The organism is Methylobacterium gregans, assembly GCF_022179245.1.
Lineage (GTDB): Bacteria > Pseudomonadota > Alphaproteobacteria > Rhizobiales > Beijerinckiaceae > Methylobacterium > Methylobacterium gregans.
The window spans coordinates 19,438-35,028 of record NZ_BPQM01000084.1 but is presented as its reverse complement, the minus strand read 5'-3'; the positions used below and the strand labels follow the sequence as shown (position 1 = coordinate 35,028).

Sequence of the window (15,591 nt, the reverse complement as noted above, 5' to 3'; positions counted from 1 at the left end):
CGGGGCCGCGGCGATCTCGGATGAGCGGGCCGCGCGGCCCTCAGCGCATCCGGTCGACGAAGATCGAGACCGAGCCGCCCAGCGCGGCGGCGCGACCGCGCACGTAGCCTACCGCCTCGCCGACGGCGTGGGCCGCCGGTGCGAAGGGCAGGGCGAGGCCGGGCAGCCCGTCCTCCTCCGCCTCGACGTCCGGAATCGCGGCCGGCGGGACGAGCCAGGGCTGGGAGATCGCCACGGGCGCAGGTGCGGGTTCGGCGAGAGGTTCGGGCAGCGGTTCGCGGACGCGCTCCGCCGCGCGGGCGACGACGACCTCCGGCCGGCGGGCCGGAGCCTGCGCGGCCACCGGGCGGCGCACGGGTGCTACGGCGACACGCGGTGCGGGCACCGGGCGCGCCACGACCGGCAGATCCCCGGTGGCGCCGGACGTCACCGGAAAATGCTCGGCGAAGATCAGGGCGGCGGGCGCGCGCGCAGGGGTGGAGGGCACGTGGGCAGCCGCCGGTGCGAAGGCCTGCGCGTCGACGCGCGGCGCGGGCGGCGGCGTGGCCGGCCCGCGGCAGAGCAGGGAGCTGGCGCCGATCAGCATTGCGGTGACGAGCGTCGGCAGGAACGGGAGCGACAGGCGGGGTCCCGTCGTATCCCGCAGCGGGTCCTGTCCAAGCATCCGACTCACCGATCCACCTCGCGATCCGCGCCGCCGACACCGGAGAATGCGGCTCCGTTTGCGGCGGAAGCTGGGCCGTCGCGTCTCATTCTGTAAACGCGCGCCGCGGGCCGCCTCACAGGCACGGGCATCCGCACGGGCATGTGCCTTGCGTCGCCCATGGCAAAGCATAAGAGCGTGTCGGGAGAGTCGATCGTCACGCTCCGCCCACCCGTCGCGGACGAGAACACCGATCGGCACGGGAAGCCCCAGGGACTTGGCCGGAACCGGGCCGCGATGACAGATACCAACCTCACCGTCGCCGTGATCGACCCGAGCCGGGCGCGCGCCGCCATCCTGGAGGAGGGCTTGCGGGCGGCCGGGATCGGCCGCGTCGTGGTCGTGCCCGACACCGCCGACCTGATGGAGCGCGTCGCCGCGCTCGCCCCCGACGTGGTGGTGATCCACCTGGAGAGCCCTAGCCGGGACATCCTGGAGCAGATGTCGAGCGTCACCCGGCAGGCGGAGCGGCCGGTGGCGATGTTCGTCGACCGCTCGGATGCCGCGATGATGCAGGCGGCCGTCGATGCCGGGATCTCGGCCTACGTGGTCGACGGACTGAGACCCGAGCGGATCCGCTCGATCCTCGACATCGCGATCCTGCGCCACAACGCCTTCGCGCGGCTCCAGCGCGAGCTCTCGGAGGCCCGGGGCGAGCTCGCCGACCGCAAGCTGATCGAGCGGGCCAAGGGCATCCTGATGAACCTGAAGGGTCTCACCGAGGAGGAGGCCTACAAGCAGCTGCGCCGCAAGGCGATGAACGAGAAGCGCAAGATCGCCGACATCGCCCGCGCCATCGTCACCACCGCGGATTTGCTGGGATAGGACGATGCGCCTCCACATCGGATACGTGCCGCTCTGCGACGCCGCCCCGCTCATCGCGGCGCACGCCTTCGGCTTCGCCCGGGCCGAGGGGCTCGACCTCGACCTCTCGCCCGAACCCTCCTGGGCGACGCTGCGCGACCGGCTCGCGCTCGGCCATCTCGATGCGGCGCAGATGCTGGCGCCGCTGGCGCTGGCGAGCGGACTCGGCCTCTCGGGGCCGCCCGCGGATCTCGCGGTGCCGCTCGGGCTCAACCTCAACGGCAACGCCGTCACGGTGACGAACGCGCTCTGGGAGGCGATGGCGCCGGAGGGCGACGACCTCGACGCGGTCGCCCGGGCGCTCGGCCGGGTGGCGCGAGCCCGGGCCGAGACCGGCCGGCCGCTCACGCTCGGCACCGTCCATCCGTTCTCGTGCCACACCTACCAGCTCCGGCTGCTCGCCGAGCGGGGCGGGTTCGACATGGCGCGGACGCGCCTCGTCGTGGTGCCGCCCCAGCACAGCGTCGAGGCGCTCGGGCGCGGCCTCGTCGACGGCTTCTGCGCCGGCGCGCCCTGGAACGGCGTCGCGGTGGCCGCGGGCCTCGGGCACGTCGCGGCTCTCGGGCGCGATCTCGCCCCCGGCGCGCCCGAGAAGGTGCTGGCGGTCTCGCGGCGGCGCGACGCCGCGACGCTGCCGCTGGTGCGCGCCGTCGCGCGGGCCGGGCTGTGGTGCGCCGAGCCGGACAACCGCGCCGAGCTCGCCCACTGCCTCGCCCGGCGGAACTACCTCGATATCGACGCGGAGCTGATCGGCCGCACGCTCGCGGGCGATCTCACGGTCGGCGCCGCGCCGCGCCGCGTACCGGACTATATCCGCTTCGGCGCGGAGGCCCAGGCGCCGCGGCCGGACCACCTGCGCTGGCTCCTCGCCCAGATGCGGGCGGCCGGGCAGGTTTCGGCGGACCAAGACCTCGAGCCCGCGGCGAGCGCCCTCTACCGGCCGAACATCCTGGCGGAGGCTCTGCCCGGAGGCGCGGAATGAGCGGACGCCTCATCGCACGGAACAGTGAGGCGGTCCGGGCGTTGAGCTCCGCCATGCCCGGATGCCGCAAGCTCGACACCCTCCCAACCACGCCCCGTCCAGCGGACGGGCGGGTGGTGCTGTCGCACTACGTCCGGCTCCGTGCCCGACCGCCCCGGCCCGCGAACGACAACCGGCACGCCGCCGGCCCGGCCCTCTGGCACTGGGCGCTCCTCGTCGGCATCGGCCCGGTATTCGGCCTGATCGCCGCGGTCTCTGCCCTGATCTGACGACCCGGCCGAGCGACGTCGGAATTCCCACGCATCCTTGCCGGCATCCCGGGATCGCGATGCGGAACCAGCGGATCCGCACACGCCGACGCGGTAGGACATGAAGCCGCGCAGTCGGCGCCCTCCGGACGCGCCTGCGGCGCCTTGTCCTGACGGCCGAGAGACCCGGAGCGGCCCCGGGCAGTCGCCCTGCTCGCGCCTTCGCTGCCCGCATCGAATCCATTCGCCTCAATTTTGTGCATCGCACGCCGCTCACCGAGCGGCCCTGCTCTGCTGTCTCGAACAGGAAGAATTCCAAGTCGGCACGGCCACTTGGGAGCGATGCAGGGCGTCTGGCACGGAACCTGCCTTGAGGAAGGTGTTCGTCAACGGCGATGAACAGCACCGTCAGCGAGGCCGCTGATCCGGTTCGCGCTCAGGGCGGTCACAGCCGCGCGGGGGCGAACGGTCAGCGGCTTTTTGTTTTGGCGCTCCGCCCATCCCTTTCTCCGAGGATCGAGACTCTTCAGGCGATGGCAACATTCCGGACGGATCCGGCGGACGCCCAGAGGCCGCCCAGCGCAGAATTGCCGCGCGAGCGGCTCGTGGTCGTGGGCAACGGCATGGCCTCGCTCCGCTTCCTAGAGCGCCTGACCGAGGGCTCGCCAGGCCGCTACGACGTCACCGTGGTCGGCGCCGAGCCGGTCGCCGCCTACAACCGAGTCCTGCTCTCGTCGCTGCTGGGCGGCGAGGTTGACGAGGCGGCCTGCGCCTTCCGGGGCCTCGACTGGTACGCGGAGCACGGTATCCGCCTGATCACCGGCGCGCCCGTCACGCAGATCGACCGGGAGAACGGCCTGGCGATCGTCGGCGAGGCCCACGTCCTGCCCTTCGACAAGCTGGTGCTCGCGGTCGGCTCGACGCCGGTCCGTCTGCCGAAGCCCGGCATGGAGCTGTCGGGCGTCATCACCTTCCGCGACCTCGCCGACGTCGCGGCGATCCGCAAGGCCGCGGTGGAGCATGCCCGGGCCGTCGTGATCGGCGGCGGCCTGCTCGGGCTCGAGGCCGCGGTCGGGCTCAGTCGGCTCGGCGTCGACACAACGCTGCTCCACGTCATGGACCGCCTGATGGAGCGCCAGCTCGACCACGCGGCGGCGAACCTCGTGAAGCGCGCCATGGAGGCGCGCGGCGTCCGGGTCCTGCTCAAGGCCGACACCGCCGCGGTCGAGGGCGACGGCCGCGTCGAGCGGCTCGTGCTCGCCGACGGCACGGTGCTGCCGGCCGACCTCGTGGTGATGTCGGTCGGCGTGCGCCCGTCGGTCGCGCTGGCGCAGGCCGCGGGCCTCGCGGTCGCCCGCGGCATCACGGTCGACGACCGCATGACCACGTCCGACTCCCGCATCTTCGCGCTCGGTGAGTGCGCCGAGCACCGCGGCCAGATCTACGGCCTCGTCGAGCCCGCCTACGAGCAGGCCGACATGCTGGCCCGCCACCTCGCGGGGGAGGCGGCGGCCTATGCGGGCACCGCCCTCTCCACCAGCCTGAAGGTCTCAGGGCTCCCGGTCTTCTCCGCGGGCGTGGTCGACACGCCGGAGAACGCCGAGGCGATCGTGCTCTCGGATCCGGGGGCGGGCCTCTACCGCAAGCTCCTCGTCGCGGAAGGCCGCCTGATCGGCGCGGTCTTCGTCGGCGACATCGGCGAGCAGGCCCTGTGCAAGCGCCTGATCCGCGACGGTGAGCCGGTCGGCGACGATCTCGACGACATCATGTTCGGGCGCCCGGCGCCCGAAGCCCTGGCAGCGTGACGGAGGCGGACATGGCTGAGGACTTCAACGCCGAGCAGAAGCGCTACCTCGAAGGCTTCGCCTCCGGCATCGCGGCGGCCCGCCTGACGGGCGGCCTCGCGATCGGGCAGGGGACCGGCGCGCCCGCGGCCGAGCCGACGGGCCCCGACGCGATCCACATCAAGGCACAGGACCGCACCATCAAGGACGGCGGCAAGCTCTGCGACCAGGAGAAGTGGAAGCGGGCCGAGAACCCGTTCGACGGCCACAACCGCCTGAAGGCCGAGGCCGCCGCCGGCAAGCAGCCGAAGCCCGAGGACAATTTCCGCTGGCGCTACCACGGCATGTTCTGGGTCGCGCCGAACCAGGTCTCCTACATGTGCCGGATCCGGGTGCCGAACGGCATCCTGCACCACTGGCAGTTCGCCGGCATCGCCGACCTCGCGGACGCGCATGGCGGCGGCTACAGCCACGTCACCACCCGGGCGGGCCTGCAGGTGCGCGAGATCGCGCCGGAGCACGCCCAGCCCTTCCTCGATGGGCTGACCGATCTCGGCCTGACCGCCCAGGGCGCGGGCGCCGACAACATCCGCAACGTCACCGGCTCGCCCACCGCCGGCATCGACGCGCAGGAGTTGCTCGACACGCGGCCGCTCGCCAAGTCCTGGCACAACTGGATCCTCAACGACCGCTCGCTCTACGGCCTGCCGCGCAAGTTCAACGTCTCGTTCGACGGCGGCGGCGTGATGCCGGCGCTCGAGGAGACGAACGACATCGGCTTCCAGGCGATCCAGGTGCTGGAGGGGGCCTCCGTCGCGCCGGGCGTCTGGATGCGCCTCGTGCTCGGCGGCATCTCGGGGCACCGGGATCTCGCCCGCGACACCGGCGTCGTCCTCAAGCCCGAAGATTGCAACCGGGTCGCCGACGCGATCATCCGGGTCTTCATCGAGAACGGCGACCGGACGAACCGCAACAAGAGCCGGATGAAGTACGTCCTCGATGCCTGGGGCTTCGAGAAGTACCTCGCCGCCGTCGAGGAGAAGCTGGGCTACAAGCTCGACCGGGTCGCGCCCGAGCACGTCGCCCCCCGCAAGCCCACCGACCGCTTCGCCCATGTGGGCGTGCATGCCCAGGTGCAGGAGGGCCTGAACTGGGTCGGCGTGGTGCTCCCCGTGGGCAAGATGACCACCGACCAGATGCGGGAACTCGCCAAGATCGCCGCGGCCTGCGGCGACGGCCAGATCCGCATGACGGTCTGGCAGAACTTCATCTTCTCGGGCGTGCCGGATGGGCGTGTCGCCGAGGTCGAGGCCCGGGTGCTGGCGCTCGGCCTCTCGGTGAAGGCCGCGGGCATCCGCTCGGGCCTCGTGGCCTGCACGGGCGCGCGCGGCTGCAAGTTCGCGGCCTCCGACACCAAGGGCCACGCGATGCTCATCGCCGACCACGTGGAGGCGACCGTGACGGAGCTCGACGTGCCGGTGAACGTGCACCTCACCGGCTGCCACCATAGCTGCGCCCAGCACTACATCGGCGATATCGGGCTCATCGGCGCGAAGGTCGTCGTCTCGGAGGAGGGCGACACCGTCGAGGGCTACGACATCGTGGTCGGCGGGGGGTTCGCCGAGAATCCGAAGATCGGCACCGAGATCTGGAAGGCGGTCAAAGCCGAGGAGTGCCCGGGGCGCGTCGAGGCGCTGCTGCGCACCTACCTCGCCCGCCGCCAGGGGCCGGAGGAGAGCTTCCAGGCCTTCACCGCCCGCACCGGCGCGGAGGCGCTCCGCGACGCCGCCGAGGAACAGCCCGCCCTGAAGGCCGCCGCATGACCCAGCACGTCTCGCCCCCTCTCGTCCTGATTCCCGAGACCGCGCCCTTCGACGCGGACCAGCGCGCCTGGCTCTCCGGCTACTTCGCGGCGCTCCTCGGCCCGGCGATCCCTGGCGCGACCGCGCTGGCGCCGGGGGAGGGCCCCGCGGCGGGCCCGAAGCTCGCCGACAACGATGATGCGCCCTGGCACGACCCGTCCATGCCGCTCCCCGACCGGATGGACCTCGCCAAGGACCGCTCCGAGCCGCAGCAATTCATGGCCGCCATGGCCCAGCAGGATTGCGGCCAGTGCGGCTACAACTGCGCCGACTACGCCAACGCGCTGTTCCTGAAGAAGGAGGAGCGCCTGAACCTGTGCCAGCCCGGCGGCAAGGACACGCTCCGGATGCTGAAGAAGCTGGAGGAGGCGTTCGGCGCGTCCGGCGGCGCGGCGCCTGCGAAGGCCGCGGACGAGGGGCCGAAGGCGCCCGTCGAGCTGGGGCCGCTGGGCTTCTGCCGCGAGAACCCGGTCGAGGCGACCTTCCTCTCCCGCACGCGCCTCAACGCGCCGGGCGGCGAGAAGGAGACCTGGCACATCGAGATCGACCTGAAGGACACGCCGATCGACTATGTGGTGGGCGATTCGCTCGGCCTGTTCCCGGCCAACGCCCCGGCCCTGGTCGACGCGGTGATCGCGGAACTGGGCGCGCGGCCCGAGCGGATGATCGGGGGCAAGACGCTCCGCAACCGCCTGCTCACCGAGTACGCGCTGGGTGCCGCGCCGGACGGGCTCTACCAGCTCCTCTCGCTCCTCACCTCGGGCGAGCAGCGCAAGAAGGCCCAGGCACTCGCCTCCGGCGAGGATCCGGACGGCGACGCGCAGTATCTCGATGTGCTGGCCGCGCTCCACAAGTTCCCGGGCGCGCGCCCCGACGCCGAGGTCTTCCTCGAGGCGCTCGACGAGCTGCAGCCGCGGCTCTACTCGATCTCGTCCTCGCCCAAGATGGACGTGGGCAAGGTCTCGCTGACGGTCGACGCGGTGCGCTACAACCACCGCTCGCGGCTGCGCCTCGGCGTCGCCTCGACGCATCTGGGCGAGCGCCTGCCCGAGCAGACCAAGGTCCGGATCTACCTGCAGAAGGCGCACGGCTTCGCGCTGCCGGACGATCGCTCGAAGGACGTGATCATGTGCGGCCCCGGCACCGGCATCGCGCCGTTCCGGGCGTTTCTCCGCGAGCGCGCCGCCACGCGGGCGCCGGGCCGCAACTGGCTGTTCTACGGCCACCAGCGCCAGGCCTCGGACTTCTTCTACAAGGACGAGCTGAACGGGCTGAAGGAGGACAAGGTGCTGACCCGCCTCTCGCTCGCCTGGTCGCGCGACGGCTCGGAGAAGACCTACGTCCAGGACCGGATGCGCGAGAACGGCGCCGAATTGTGGAAGTGGCTGGAGGGCGGCGCCCATTTCTACGTCTGCGGCGACGCCAAGCGGATGGCCAAGGACGTCGAGCGCGCGATCATCGACGTCGCGGCCCAGCACGGCGGCAAGAACCCGGACGAGGCGGTGGCGTATCTGGCCGCGCTGAAGAAGGCCGGGCGGTATCAGGCCGACGTGTACTGACCAGCCCGATCCTCCTCCCCTCCGGGGGAGGACGATCGCGGAGACGAACCGGCTTCCCTCCGCCGTCATTCCGGGGCGCTCGCCGCGTGAGCCCGGAATCCATGACCACCGCAGCGACTCGTTCTGACGCTTCGGTGGGCACGGATCCCGGTTTCCGCCGACGCGGCCCCGGGATGACGGCGCGGCCATGGTTGCAGCCGGACGCGAAGGCCCTCACCCGCAGAAGGGGGAGGAAGCGCGCGGGCGGCCCGACTCTTGCTGCCGTCCTCGACAACGATCCCGTGAGGAAGTGCCCATGACCGTGCACGTGCCGGAGCAGACGGTTCGCACCACCTGCCCCTATTGCGGGGTGGGCTGCGGGGTGCTCGCCACGCCGGATGGGCAGGGCGGCGCGGGCATCGCGGGCGATCCCGAGCATCCGGCCAATCTCGGTCGGCTCTGCTCCAAGGGCTCGGCGCTCGGCGAGACCCTGTCGCTGGAGAACCGCCTGCTCCACCCGCAGGTCGACGGCGTCCGCCAGAGCTGGGAATCGGCGCTGGGCACCGTCGCGGGCGGCCTGCGCAAGGTCGCCGAGCGGCACGGGCCGGACGCGATCGCCTTCTACCTCTCGGGTCAGCTCCTCACCGAGGATTACTACGTCGCCAACAAGCTCGCGAAGGGCTTCATCGGCACGCCCCACGTCGACACCAACTCGCGCCTCTGCATGTCGTCGGCGGTCGCCGCCCACCGTCGCGCCTTCGGCTCGGACACGGTGCCGGGCTGCTACGAGGATCTCGACGAGGCCGACCTCATCGTGCTCACCGGCTCCAACACCGCGTGGTGCCATCCCGTCCTGTTCCGCCGCATGATCGATGCGCGCACCAAGCGCGGCACCAAGCTCGTGGTGATCGACCCGCGCAAGACCCAGACGGGCGAGGAGGCCGACCTCTTCCTCGGCCTGAAACCCGGCAGCGACACCGCCCTGTTCTCCGGCCTCCTCGTGCATCTGGCCGACACCGGCGCCCTCGACGCCCGATACGTTGCCGACCACACCGCGGGCTTCGACGCCGCCCTCGACCGAGCCCGGCTGATCGCCCCGGACCGCGCCGCCGTCGCGGCGCTCACCGGCCTGTCGGAGGCCGAGATCGGCGGCTTCTATGACCTGTTCGCCCGTACCGAGCGGGTCGTCACCGCCTTCTCGCAGGGTGTGAACCAGTCGGCGCAGGGCACCGACAAGGGCAACGCGATCGTCAACTGCCATCTCGCCACGGGGCGGATCGGGCGCCCCGGCATGGGCCCGTTCTCGCTCACCGGCCAGCCCAACGCGATGGGCGGGCGCGAGGTCGGCGGGCTTGCCAACATGCTGGCCGCCCACATGCACTTCGCGCCGGAGGAGGTGGACCGGGTCCGCCGCTTCTGGAGCGCGCCCAACATCATCACGGGCGAGGGCATGAAGGCGGTCGCCCTGTTCGAGGCGATCCAGCGCGGCAAGATCAAGGCCCTGTGGGTGATGGGCACCAACCCGCTGGTCTCGATGCCGCGGGCCGACCTGATCCGGGAAGCGATCGCCAAGCTCGACCTCTACGTGGTCTCCGAGGTCATGGCCGATTCCGACACCGCCCGCGCGACGGGACGGAAGACGGTGCTGCTGCCGGCGCTCGCCTGGGGCGAGAAGGACGGTACGGTGACGAACTCGGAGCGGCGCATCTCGCGCCAGCGCCGCTTCCTCAAGGCCCCGGGCGAGGCGCGGCCCGACTGGGCGGTGCTCGCCGATGTCGGGCGCCGGCTCGGGCACGGGCAGGCCTTCAGCTTCACCAGCGCGGCCGCCGTGTTCCGCCAGCATGCCGGCCTCTCGGCCTTCGAGAACAACGGCACGCGCGACTTCGACATCGGCGGGCTGGCCGACATCTCGGACGCCGCCTACGAGGTGAACCGTCCGGTGCAGTGGCCTCTGCCGAAGCGCGGCGGCACGAAGGCCCGGCTCTTCGCGGACGGGCGCTTCTACACCTTCGACGGCCGCGCCCGCTTCGTCGCCGTGCAGGCCCCGGCGCTCGCGCAACCCGTGAGCGAGGCCCAGCCGCTGGTGCTCAACACCGGCCGCGTCCGCGACCACTGGCACACGATGACGCGCACGGGGAAGAGCCAGCGCCTCTCGGCCCACCGCGCCGTGCCGTTCTGCGAGGTCCACCCGGACGACGCCGCCCGCTACGGCCTGACCGACGGCGCCATCGCGGCGGTCTCGACCGAGCACGGCTCGGCGGAACTCGAGGTGATGGTGACGCCCTCGGTCGCCCCCGGCAACCTGTTCATGCCGATGCACTGGAGCGACGCGACCGCCTCCAAGGCCCGGGTCGGCGCCCTGGTGCGCGGCGTGCCGGACCCGGTCTCGGGCCAGCCCGAGCTCAAGGCGACGCCGGCCTCGGTCGCTCCGGTCGCCTACCGGGCGCGCGGTTACCTGCTCACCCGGGAGGGCATCGCGCCGCCCGAGGGCTGGTGGTGGGCCCGCGCCGCGGTCACCGGCGGCTGGGGCCTGCTCTTCGCCGCGCAGGAGGGCTCGCGCGAGATCGCGATGCTGATGCGCGGCCTGTTCCAGGGCTACGAGCTCGCCGAGTACGCCGACCACGCCCGCGGGCGCTACCGCTGCGCGGTCTACGAGGGCCAGCGCCTCGTCGCCTGCCTCGCCTACGCGCCGGCCGACCAGAAACCCGACTGGGAGGCCGCCAAGGCGCTCTTCGCCCTCGATGCGCCCGACGCCCCCGAGCGGCGCGCGCTCCTGTCGGGCCGGGCGGCGAGCGCGGCGGCGGGCCCGGTGGTCTGCGCCTGCCACGGCGTCGGGCTCGACGTGATCACGGCGGCGATCGCCGGGGGTGCGGGCAGCGTCGAGGCGGTGGGCGCGGCCTGCAAGGCGGGCACGAATTGCGGCTCGTGCATCCCAGAGATCCGCAAGCTTCTGCCCGCGGCGCTTGCGCGCTCGGCGGCATGATCGCACTTTGGACGGATTCCCGTGTCGAAGCCCATCCTCATGCGCAGTCCCCGTGAACCCCGCGAGACCAAAGCCGGCCTGGAGCCGCTCGCCGTCCTGCCCGTCTTCGTGCCGCTCCAGGGCAAGCGCGCGGTGCTGGCGGGCTCGAACGGCGGCGCGCCCTGGAAGGTGAAGCTCTTGGCCGCCGCCGGCGCCGAGGTCGACGTCTACGCGGAGGACGCGAGCGAGGAGCTGCGCGCGGTGCCGGGCGAGATCGTCTCGGGCCGCGTGACGCTCCACGCGCGGCGCTGGACGCCGGAGGATCTCTGGGGCGCGGCCTTCGCCATCGGGGCGATGGAGGACGAGCGCGACTGCGTGGCCTTCGTGGCCGCGGCGCGGGGCGCCGGCGCCATCGTCAACGCGGTCGACCGGCCGCATCTCTGCGACGTGAAGTTCGGCGCCATCGTCAACCGCTCGCCGCTCGTCGTCGGCATCTCGACCGAGGGCGCCGCCCCGGTCTTCGGCCAGACCGTGCGGGCGCGGATCGAGGCGATGCTGCCGCGGGGCTTCTCGCGATGGGTCGCCGCCGCGCGCGACTGGCGCGAAGCGGTCACCGAGCGCTTCCACGGTTTTGCCGAGCGCCGCTTCTTCTGGGAGCGCTTCACCGAACGCGCCTTCGCCGAGCCCGACCGGGCGCCGGGCGCCGACGACCTCGCGGGGCTGCTCGCCCAGACCGAGGCGGCGCCGAAGGGCGGCGCCGTGACGCTCGTCGGCGCGGGCCCGGGCGACGCGGAGCTCCTGACGCTGAAGGCGCTCCGGGCGCTCCGCAACGCCGACGTGATCCTGTACGACGACCTCGTGGCGCCCGAGATCCTCGACTACGCCCGGCGCGAGGCCCGCACGATGCTCGTCGGCAAGACCGGGCACGGGCCCTCCTGCCGCCAGGACGACATCAACGCGCTGATGGTGCAGCTCGCCCGCTCGGGCAAGCAGGTGGTGCGGCTGAAATCCGGCGACCCGCTGGTCTTCGGCCGGGCCGGCGAGGAGATCGAGGCCTGCCGCGCCGCCGGAATCCCGGTCGCGGTGGTGCCGGGGGTGAGCGCGGCGCAGGGCGCGGCGGCCACGCTCGGCGTCTCGCTGACCCATCGCGACGCGGCGCGCCGCCTGCAATTCGTCACCGGCCACGACCGTCGCGGCGCGCTGCCCGACGACCTGAACTGGGGCGCGCTGGCGGATCCGAGCGTCACCACCGTGGTCTACATGCCCAAGCGCACCCTGCGGGCGCTTCTGGAACGGGCGGTGGCGGAAGGCTTGGCGCCGACGACGCCGGCGCTCGTGGTGTTCAACGCCACGCGCCCGACCCAGGCGACGGTGCGCGGCAGCGCCGCCGACCTCGCCGACCGGATCGAGGCGGCGGGGCTCGACGGTCCGGCGATCCTGATGGTGGGCGAGGCCCTGTCGGAGGCGCGCGGCGCCGCGCTGGCGGCGGAGGCGGTGGAGCGCGTCGCGGTCTGACCCCGAGACCTGAGGACTTGCCGCCTCCCACCTGCAGAGCCAACGACGTCTTGCACATCTCGGGCGATCCCCCCGCATTCTCCCTCTCTCCTCTGCAGGAGAGGGTGGACCGGCCGTTAGGCCGGGTCGGGTGAGGGGTGTGACAGTGCCGGAAAGGGCGCGGCCGTCACGCAGGGCACAGTCCTATTCTGAAGCGTTCACCCCGCTCCCGACCCCTGCTGACACAGGGGCCACCCTCCCCCGCAGAGGGGGAGGGAGGATGCGGGGGCACCGGCCCGGGATTTTGAAGGCGATCTGCCCCGACCTCAGGCCGCCTGGGCCTGCGCCAGCGCCTCGGCGATCGCGTCGAGCGCGGCCTGCGCGCCCGCACCGTTCGGGCCGCCCGCCTGGGCCATGTCGCGGCGGCCGCCGCCGCCCTTGCCGCCGAGATGGCCCGCGCCCGCGCGCACGAGCCCGACCGCGTCGTAGCGGCCGGTCAGATCCTCGGTGACGCCGACCACGAGGCCGGCCTTGCCGTCCGCGGCCACGCCCACGATCGCCACGATCCCCGAGCCGAGCCGGGTCTTGCCCTCGTCGGCGAGGCTCTTGAGGTCGCGCATCTCGACGCCCTCGACCACGCGCGCCATCAGCTTCACGCCCGCCACCTCGCGGGCCTCGTCGCCCCCGCCTGCGGTTGCCCCGCCCATCGCGAGCTTCTTGCGGGCATCCGTCAGCTCCCGCTCCAGGCGGCGGCGGTCCTCGATCAGCGCCGCGAGCCGGTCCGGCGCCTCGGCGACCGGCGCCTTGAGCTGGCCGGCGAGCGCGGCGAGGGCCCGGCCCTCCTCGGCGCGGTAGCGGCGGGCCGCGTCCGCGGTCATCGCCTCGATACGGCGGACCCCGGCACCGACCGCGCTCTCGCCCACGATGGTGATGAGGCCGATATCGCCGGTGCGGGCCGCGTGCGTGCCGCCGCAGAGCTCGATGGAGAAGTTCGGCAGGCGGGGAGCCTCGGCGGGCGCGCCGGAATCCTCGACCGGCCTGCCCATCGAGACGACGCGCACCTCGTCGCCGTACTTCTCGCCGAACAGGGCGCGGGCGCCCGACGCGATGGCGTCGTCCACGGCCATCAGCTTGGTCACCACCGGCTCGTTCTGCAGCAGCACGGCGTTCGCGATGTCCTCGACCCGCTGCAACTCGGCCGGCTCGATCGGCTTCGGGTGGCTGATGTCGAAGCGCAGGCGTTCGGGCGCCACCAGCGAGCCCTTCTGGGCGACGTGGTCGCCGAGCACCTGCCGCAGGGCCTCGTGCAGCAGGTGGGTGGCCGAGTGGTTGGCCCGGATCGCCCGGCGGCGGGCGTGATCGACCTTCAGCTCGACGGCGCCGTCGCGCGCGAGCGTGCCCTCCTCCACGGTGACGTGGTGGACGAAGAGGTCGCCGAGCTTCTTCTCGGTGCCGCTGACGCGGGCGCGCAGGCCGGGACCCGCGACGATCCCGGTATCGCCGACCTGACCGCCGGACTCGGCGTAGAACGGGGTCTGGTTCACGAGCATCAGCCCGCTCTCGCCGGCTTTGAGCGCCTCGACCTCGGCGCCCTCGCGGAGCAGCGCGACGACGATGCCCTCGGCGCCCTCCGTCTCGTAGCCCAGGAACTCGGTGGCGCCGACGCGGTCGCGCACGCCGAACCACACCGTCTCGGTCGCGGCCTCGCCCGAGCCCTTCCAGGCCTCGCGCGCCGCCTGTTTCTGGCGCTGCATGGCGGCGGTGAAGGCCTCGGTGTCGACGCCGATGCCGCGGGCCTTCAGCGCGTCCTGGGTCAGGTCCAGGGGGAAGCCGTAGGTGTCGTAGAGGGTGAAGGCGGTCTCGCCCGAGAGCTGCCCACCCGCCGTGAGGTCGCGGCTCTCGGCGTCGAGGATCGCCAGGCCGCGCTCCAGCGTGCGGCGGAAGCGGGTCTCCTCCAGCCGCAGGGTCTCGGAGATCAGGCTCTCCGCCCGCATCAGTTCGGGATAGGCCTGGCCCATCTCGCGCACGAGCACCGGCACGAGGCGGTACATCATCGGCTCGCGCGAGCCGATGAGCTCGGCGTGGCGCATGGCGCGGCGCATGATCCGGCGCAGCACGTAGCCGCGGCCCTCGTTCGAGGGCAGCACGCCATCGGCCACCAGGAAGGACGCGGCGCGCAGATGGTCGGCGATGACCCGGTAGGAGGCGAGCGTCGCGGGCTCCGGCGCGCGGGAGACGGCGTGGGCCACCGCGTCGATCAGCGCCCGGAACAGATCGGTCTCGTAGTTCGAGTGCACGCCCTGGAGGATCGCCGCCATGCGCTCCAGGCCCATGCCGGTATCGATCGAGGGCCGCGGCAGGGCGAGGCGGTTGCCCGGCTCGATCTGCTCGTACTGCATGAAGACGAGGTTCCAGAACTCGAGGAAGCGGTCGCCGTCCTCGTCCGGAGAGCCGGGCGGGCCGCCCTGGAGCGCGGGGCCCTGATCGATGAAGATCTCCGAGCACGGCCCGCAGGGGCCGGTGTCGCCCATCTGCCAGAAATTGTCCGAGGTGCCGATTCGTATGATCTTCTCGTCCGAGAAGCCCGCGATCTTCTTCCAGAGCGTCGCCGCCTCGTCGTCGTCCGCGTAGACGGTCACCAGCAGGCGGTCGGACTTGAGGCCGAACTCCTTCGTGATCAGGGTCCAAGCCAGCTCGATCGCGCGCGGCTTGAAATAGTCCCCGAACGAGAAGTTGCCGAGCATCTCGAAGAAGGTGTGATGGCGCGCGGTGTAGCCGACATTGTCGAGGTCGTTGTGCTTGCCGCCCGCGCGGACGCATTTCTGCGCCGTGGTCGCGCGCTGGTAGGGCCGCTTCTCGACGCCCGTGAAGACGTTCTTGAACTGCACCATGCCGGCGTTCGTGAACATCAGCGTGGGGTCGTTCTTCGGGACGAGCGACGACGAGGGCACGACGGCGTGGTCGGCCTTGGCGAAGTAGTCGAGAAAGGTCGACCGGATCTCGTTGACGCCGCTCATCGAGGATAGACTCTGCTGGGAACGTTCGTGTCGTGCGCCTCAGCCGAGGCCGGCGCGTTCGCGCCCTCTTAGCCGAGGCGGACCGATTAAGTCACGGGTGACATTCTACGGCTAAGCTCGCCCCAGTCGGGGCGGCG

The 15,591-nt window shown here is 72.4% G+C and carries 10 protein-coding genes; 8 read left to right on the top strand and 2 right to left on the bottom strand.

Features of this window, described 5'->3' with window-relative positions:
- Positions 1–40: 40 nt before the first annotated feature.
- The gene (locus MFF54_RS17070; RefSeq protein ID WP_238304038.1) at positions 41–664 is read right to left on the bottom strand and encodes a hypothetical protein; all 624 of its coding nucleotides are present in this window, start codon (positions 662–664) and stop codon (positions 41–43) included.
- A 276-nt stretch (positions 665–940) separates the two neighbouring features.
- Here MFF54_RS17070 and MFF54_RS17065 point away from each other — a divergent pair, with 276 nt between their 5' ends.
- The 8 genes from MFF54_RS17065 (at position 941) to cysG (ending at position 12,458) form a co-directional block, all read left to right on the top strand.
- Positions 941–1,528 carry an ANTAR domain-containing response regulator gene (locus MFF54_RS17065; protein WP_238304037.1) on the top strand — a complete coding sequence of 196 codons (588 nt, stop codon included), beginning with the start codon at positions 941–943 and terminating at the stop codon, positions 1,526–1,528.
- A gap of 4 nt (positions 1,529–1,532) precedes the next feature.
- Positions 1,533–2,549, top strand: coding sequence for a CmpA/NrtA family ABC transporter substrate-binding protein (locus MFF54_RS17060; protein ID WP_238304036.1), 1,017 nt, complete (start codon positions 1,533–1,535; stop codon positions 2,547–2,549).
- Entirely contained in the window at positions 2,546–2,818 is a 273-nt protein-coding gene (locus MFF54_RS17055) for a hypothetical protein (protein ID WP_238304035.1), read from the top strand. The genes MFF54_RS17060 and MFF54_RS17055 overlap by 4 nt, the downstream gene beginning before the upstream one ends.
- Positions 2,819–3,330: 512 nt before the next feature.
- Positions 3,331–4,602 carry an NAD(P)/FAD-dependent oxidoreductase gene (locus tag MFF54_RS17050; RefSeq protein ID WP_238304034.1) on the top strand — a complete coding sequence of 424 codons (1,272 nt, stop codon included), beginning with the start codon at positions 3,331–3,333 and terminating at the stop codon, positions 4,600–4,602.
- 11 nt (positions 4,603–4,613) lie between these two features.
- Positions 4,614–6,404, top strand: a complete 1,791-nt coding sequence (locus MFF54_RS17045) for a NirA family protein (RefSeq protein WP_238304033.1) — start codon at positions 4,614–4,616, stop codon at positions 6,402–6,404.
- The gene (locus tag MFF54_RS17040; protein ID WP_238304032.1) at positions 6,401–8,002 is read left to right on the top strand and encodes a sulfite reductase subunit alpha; all 1,602 of its coding nucleotides are present in this window, start codon (positions 6,401–6,403) and stop codon (positions 8,000–8,002) included. Before MFF54_RS17045 ends, MFF54_RS17040 begins: the two co-directional genes overlap by 4 nt.
- 295 nt (positions 8,003–8,297) lie before the next feature.
- Positions 8,298–10,964 (top strand): nitrate reductase, encoded by a 2,667-nt coding sequence (locus tag MFF54_RS17035; protein ID WP_238304031.1) that lies wholly within the window; start codon positions 8,298–8,300, stop codon positions 10,962–10,964.
- Between the two features lie 39 nt (positions 10,965–11,003).
- On the top strand, positions 11,004–12,458 hold the full coding sequence (gene cysG, locus MFF54_RS17030) for a siroheme synthase CysG (RefSeq protein WP_238304030.1): 1,455 nt from the start codon (positions 11,004–11,006) through the stop codon (positions 12,456–12,458).
- A gap of 305 nt (positions 12,459–12,763) precedes the next feature.
- On the opposite strand, the gene alaS is transcribed toward cysG, so the two are convergent.
- Entirely contained in the window at positions 12,764–15,454 is a 2,691-nt protein-coding gene (gene alaS, locus MFF54_RS17025) for an alanine--tRNA ligase (RefSeq protein WP_238304029.1), read from the bottom strand.
- Positions 15,455–15,591: the final 137 nt, after the last annotated feature.

Coding starts and splice junctions, on each gene's coding strand:
- MFF54_RS17045 (WP_238304033.1), top strand. CDS start 4,614: ATGGCTGAGGACTTCAACGCCGAGCAGAAGCGCTACCTCGAAGGCTTC.
- MFF54_RS17065 (WP_238304037.1), top strand. CDS start 941: ATGACAGATACCAACCTCACCGTCGCCGTGATCGACCCGAGCCGGGCG.
- MFF54_RS17050 (WP_238304034.1), top strand. CDS start 3,331: ATGGCAACATTCCGGACGGATCCGGCGGACGCCCAGAGGCCGCCCAGC.
- MFF54_RS17070 (WP_238304038.1), bottom strand. CDS start 664: ATGCTTGGACAGGACCCGCTGCGGGATACGACGGGACCCCGCCTGTCG.
- MFF54_RS17055 (WP_238304035.1), top strand. CDS start 2,546: ATGAGCGGACGCCTCATCGCACGGAACAGTGAGGCGGTCCGGGCGTTG.
- MFF54_RS17060 (WP_238304036.1), top strand. CDS start 1,533: ATGCGCCTCCACATCGGATACGTGCCGCTCTGCGACGCCGCCCCGCTC.
- MFF54_RS17040 (WP_238304032.1), top strand. CDS start 6,401: ATGACCCAGCACGTCTCGCCCCCTCTCGTCCTGATTCCCGAGACCGCG.
- cysG (WP_238304030.1), top strand. CDS start 11,004: ATGCGCAGTCCCCGTGAACCCCGCGAGACCAAAGCCGGCCTGGAGCCG.
- MFF54_RS17035 (WP_238304031.1), top strand. CDS start 8,298: ATGACCGTGCACGTGCCGGAGCAGACGGTTCGCACCACCTGCCCCTAT.
- alaS (WP_238304029.1), bottom strand. CDS start 15,454: ATGAGCGGCGTCAACGAGATCCGGTCGACCTTTCTCGACTACTTCGCC.